Source organism: Micromonospora sp. M51 (assembly GCF_018070305.1).
GTDB classification, from domain to species: Bacteria; Actinomycetota; Actinomycetes; order Mycobacteriales; family Micromonosporaceae; genus Micromonospora; species Micromonospora parva.
On the sequence record NZ_JAGPXZ010000575.1, the window covers coordinates 1 to 4086 of the forward strand.

Consider the following 4086-nt stretch of genomic DNA (forward strand, 5'->3'; position numbering starts at 1 on the left):
CCACCACCGCCGCCCCCAGCCACCCGCCCGTCGCCACCGCGTACCCCGCCTCCGGCGACCCGGTCGGGCACCTCACCCCGCAGCGGTGGGCCCGGGCCAACCGGCTGCTGGTCCGAAAGGCGCTCGCCGAGTTCACCCACGAGCGGCTGCTCACCCCGCAGGCCGTGGCCGGCCCCGACGACCGGCAGTGGTACGAGATCCACAGCGACGACGGCACTGTCAGCTACCGGTTCGCGGCGCGGGTACTCGCCCTGTCCCACTGGCAGATCGACGCGGACAGCATCACCCGGCACCGCGACGGCACGTCGCTGGCACCGGACGCGGTGGACCTGATCGTCGAACTGCGCGACACCCTCGGGCTCTCCGCGCGGGTGCTCCCGGTCTACCTGGAGGAGATCACCTCCACCCTGGCCGGTACCGCGTACAAGCTGACCCAGGCCGCGCCGAGCGCCGCCGAGCTGGCCGAGGCGGACTTCCAGACCATCGAGACCTCGATGACCGAGGGCCACCCCTGCTTCGTGGCGAACAACGGTCGGCTCGGCTTCGGCGTCGACGAGTACCACCGGTACGCGCCGGAGGCCGCCGCTCCGGTGCGGTTGGAGTGGCTGGCCGCGCACCGGGACCACTCGACGTTCAGTAGCGCCGCCGACCTCGACTACGACACGCTCATCGAGGGCGAGCTGGACGCCGGGACCCGGGCCCGGTTCGCGGCCACGATGACCGATCTCGGGCTGGACCTCGCCGACTACCACCTGATCCCGGCGCACCCGTGGCAGTGGTGGAACAAGCTGGCCGTCACCTTCGCCGGTGAGCTTGCCGAGCGTCGGCTGGTGCACCTCGGCCCCGGGCCGGACGTGTACCTCGCCCAGCAGTCCATCCGCACCTTCTTCAACGTCAGCGAGCCGGGCCGGCACTACGTCAAGACCGCCCTGTCGGTGCTGAACATGGGCTTCATGCGGGGGCTGTCGGCGGCGTACATGGCGGCCACCCCGGCGATCAACGACTGGCTGGCCGACCTGATCGCCGGCGACGAGGTGCTGACCGGCACCGGGCTGACCGTCATCCGGGAGCGGGCCGCGGTGGGTTACCGGCACCGCCAGTACGAGGCGGCGACCGACCGCACCTCCCCGTACCGCAAGATGTTGGCCGCCCTGTGGCGGGAGAGCCCGGTGCCCGACCTGGCGCCGGGGGAGCGACTGTCCACCATGGCCGCGCTGCTGCACGTCGGCGACGAGGGCCGGGCACTCGCGGCGGCACTGATCGCCCGGTCCGGCCTGGCACCCGAGGTGTGGCTGCGCCGCTACCTGGACGCCTACCTGACCCCGCTGCTGCACAGCTTCTACGCGTACGACCTGGCCTTCATGCCGCACGGCGAGAACGTCATCCTGGTCCTCGACGAGCAGGACACGGTCCAGCGGGTGATCTTCAAGGACATCGCCGAGGAGATCGCGGTGATGAGTTCCGACGTCGAGCTGCCGGCGGCGGTGGAGCGGATCCGCGTCGAGGTGCCCGACGACACCAAGCTGCTCAGCATCTTCACCGACGTGGTGGACTGCTTCCTGCGGCACCTCAACGCGGTCCTGGTCGAGGCAGGTGTGCTCGCCGAGGACGACTTCTGGCGTACGGTCGCGGCCTGCGCCGCCGACTACTTCGACCGGGTGCCACACCTGGCCGAGCGGGTCCGCCACTACGACCTGTTCGCGCCGGAGTTCACGCTGTCCTGCCTCAACCGGCTGCAGTTGCGCGACAACCAGCAGATGATCAACCTGGCCGATCCGTCGGCGGCACTCCAGTTCGTCGGCACGCTCACCAACCCGCTGGCCGCCCACGCGCCGGCCCGGTGACCGCGAATCGCGGTTGATCATTGTTGCCGTCAGCGGGTGCAATAGGCGGATGGGAGTCCTGAGCACCGCCAGCCTGTTCGCCGCCACAGTGACCACCGGCCTGACCGCCGGGTTGTTCGCCGCCTTCGCGTACGCGGTCATGCCGGGTCTGGCGCGTACCGACGACCGGACGTTGGTGCTCGCCATGCGGCGGATCAACGAGTCGATCCTCAACGGATGGTTCGCGGTGTGCTTCGGCGGCGCGCTGCTGTTCACGCTGCTGGCGGCGGCGCTGCAGCTCGGTGCCGGGCGTCGGACGGTGTTGCCGTGGGTCGCCGCCGCACTGCTGCTGTACCTGGTGGTGCTCGGCGTCACCGCCGTGGTCAACGTGCCGCTCAACACCGTGCTGGCCCGCGCCGGCGACGTCGACGACGGCACCGACCTCGCCGCCCTGCGGTCGCGTTTCGAGCTCACCTGGGTACGCGGCAACGTGGTCCGGGCCGTCGCGTCGACCGGCGCCTTCGGATTGCTGGCCTGGGCGCTGGTGGCGCAGGGCCGGCTGTCCGGCTGAGCCGGGTGAGTGACCGACCGGGCCGCCGCCGGCTCAGTCGGTCGGCTCCGCGGTGCCGGCGCGCTGGAACGCGAGGGCCAGTTGGGTGAGGTCGAAGCCTTCGAAGTGCTGCAGGAACCGGCGGCGTACGGCGGCCAGGTGGCTGGGCCAGGACTCCGTCAGGCGGGCGAAGCCGGCGTCGGTGAGGACGGCGTTCCAGCCGCGCGCGTCCTCCTCGCACCGTTCCCGCCGGACCAGCCCCTGCGTCTCCAGCCGGATGATCGTGCGGGTCATGCCGCTGAGCGAGAGGTGGCAGAGCGCTGCGAGCTCGTTCATCCGCATCCGCCGCTCCGGCGTCTCGGAGAGGTTCATCAGCGCGGTGTACTCGGTGAGTGGTAGCTGACGGTCACCGACCATGTCGGCGTCGATCACGCGGGGCAGCACGTGCATCACCTGGCCCAAGGCGCGGACCAGGGCTTCCTCGTCCGGGCTGAGGGGTTGCGGAGTCGCTGCTGAGGGATCGGGCATCCTCATATCATACTTGTTTGACTGAGCAAATGCTTACCCTCCGTGTGACCACGCCCATAGGGCACATATTTGCTTGACCAATCAAGCACCGGTTAGCGTTCCCGTCGTCCGGCACGCACCTCTGAAAGGCACCACACATGACCAGGATCGGGATCATCCTCGGCAGCACCCGCCCGGGGCGTAACGGCGAGGCCGTCGCCCGCTGGGTGCTCGAGATCGCCAAGCAGCGCTCCGACGCGGAGTACGAGCTGATCGACCTGCTCGACTACCAGCTGCCGCACCTCGACGAGGCGTACCCGCCCTCAATGGGCCAGTACAGCCAGCCGCACACCAAGCGGTGGGCCGAGACGATCGCGTCGTTTGACGGGTTCATCATCGTCACCCCCGAGTACAACCACTCGACCTCGGGTGCCCTGAAGAACGCCATCGACTTCCTCTACGCCGAGTGGAACAACAAGGCCGTCGGCTTCGTCAGCTACGGCTCGGTCGGCGGCGCGCGCGCCGTGGAGCACCTGCGTCTGATCTCCGGCGAGCTGCAGATGGCCGACGTGCGCTCGCAGGTCGCGCTGTCGCTCTTCACCGACTTCGAGAACTTCAGCGTCTTCAAGCCCGGCCCGTTCCAGCAGGACGCGCTGAACACCACCCTCGACCAGGTTGTCGCCTGGAGCGCGGCGCTCGCCCCGCTGCGCAAGGGCTGAGCGTTCGCTGATCCGGATACGGCCGCGGGGGATCCCGCGGCCGTATCCGGGCATTCAGGCCAGCCGTGCGCCGGCGAGCAGGTCCAGCGAGAGCTGCCACAGTCGGGCCGCCGCCACCGGATCGGTCGCGTGGTCGGCCACGCCTCGTAGCGGCGTCTCCGGGCTGTGGCGTACCGCCTGCTCGCAGTCCTCGAAATACCGGCCGCCGATGCCCGCCAGATGCGGCCCCGCGGCAAGCAGCACAGAGGTCGCCGCGCCCTGCTGCGGGGTCTTGAAGTCGTACGCCGGAAGGCTCGCGTAGTCCTCCTCGGTGAGGTGCCGCCCCAGGTTCGTGGCGACGGCGCCCGGGTTGGCCGCGTTGACGGCGATGCCGTCGTCGGCCCAGCGCCGGTTCGCCTCGACAGCGAACAGCGCGGTGGCGGTCTTCGACTCACCGTAGGCGAGGAGACGGTCGTAGGGGCGTTCCCGGAAGTTGACGTCCTCGAAG

At 70.0% G+C, this 4086-nt stretch carries 5 protein-coding genes; 3 read left to right on the forward strand and 2 right to left on the reverse strand.

The window, feature by feature from the left end; translation table 11 throughout:
- Positions 1-104 precede the first annotated feature (104 nt).
- Together KBX53_RS24765 and KBX53_RS24770 are read left to right on the forward strand one after the other, a co-directional pair.
- Positions 105-1844, forward strand: a complete 1740-nt coding sequence (locus tag KBX53_RS24765) for an IucA/IucC family siderophore biosynthesis protein (RefSeq protein ID WP_210861935.1) — start codon at positions 105-107, stop codon at positions 1842-1844.
- 49 nt (positions 1845-1893) lie between these two features.
- Positions 1894-2394, forward strand: a complete 501-nt coding sequence (locus tag KBX53_RS24770) for a DUF1772 domain-containing protein (protein ID WP_210861933.1) — start codon at positions 1894-1896, stop codon at positions 2392-2394.
- Positions 2395-2427: 33 nt separating this feature from the next.
- Here KBX53_RS24770 and KBX53_RS24775 read toward each other — a convergent pair whose 3' ends face one another.
- Positions 2428-2901: a MarR family winged helix-turn-helix transcriptional regulator gene (locus KBX53_RS24775; RefSeq protein WP_030327358.1), complete on the reverse strand. Its 474-nt coding sequence runs from the start codon at positions 2899-2901 to the stop codon at positions 2428-2430.
- A gap of 137 nt (positions 2902-3038) precedes the next feature.
- On the opposite strand from KBX53_RS24775, the gene KBX53_RS24780 reads away from it, so the two are divergent.
- The gene (locus KBX53_RS24780) at positions 3039-3599 is read left to right on the forward strand and encodes an NADPH-dependent FMN reductase (RefSeq protein ID WP_030327360.1); all 561 of its coding nucleotides are present in this window, start codon (positions 3039-3041) and stop codon (positions 3597-3599) included.
- Between the two features lie 54 nt (positions 3600-3653).
- Here the strand turns inward: KBX53_RS24780 and KBX53_RS24785 are convergent.
- Positions 3654-4086, reverse strand: a 433-nt coding sequence (locus KBX53_RS24785; protein WP_369010012.1) for an SDR family NAD(P)-dependent oxidoreductase, incomplete at its 5' end; no start/stop codon positions are given.

Bases quoted from the DNA above. Each gene is read 5' to 3' on its own strand.
- KBX53_RS24770 (WP_210861933.1), top strand. From the start codon at position 1,894: ATGGGAGTCCTGAGCACCGCCAGCCTGTTCGCCGCCACAGTGACCACC.
- KBX53_RS24775 (WP_030327358.1), bottom strand. From the start codon at position 2,901: ATGCCCGATCCCTCAGCAGCGACTCCGCAACCCCTCAGCCCGGACGAG.
- KBX53_RS24780 (WP_030327360.1), top strand. From the start codon at position 3,039: ATGACCAGGATCGGGATCATCCTCGGCAGCACCCGCCCGGGGCGTAAC.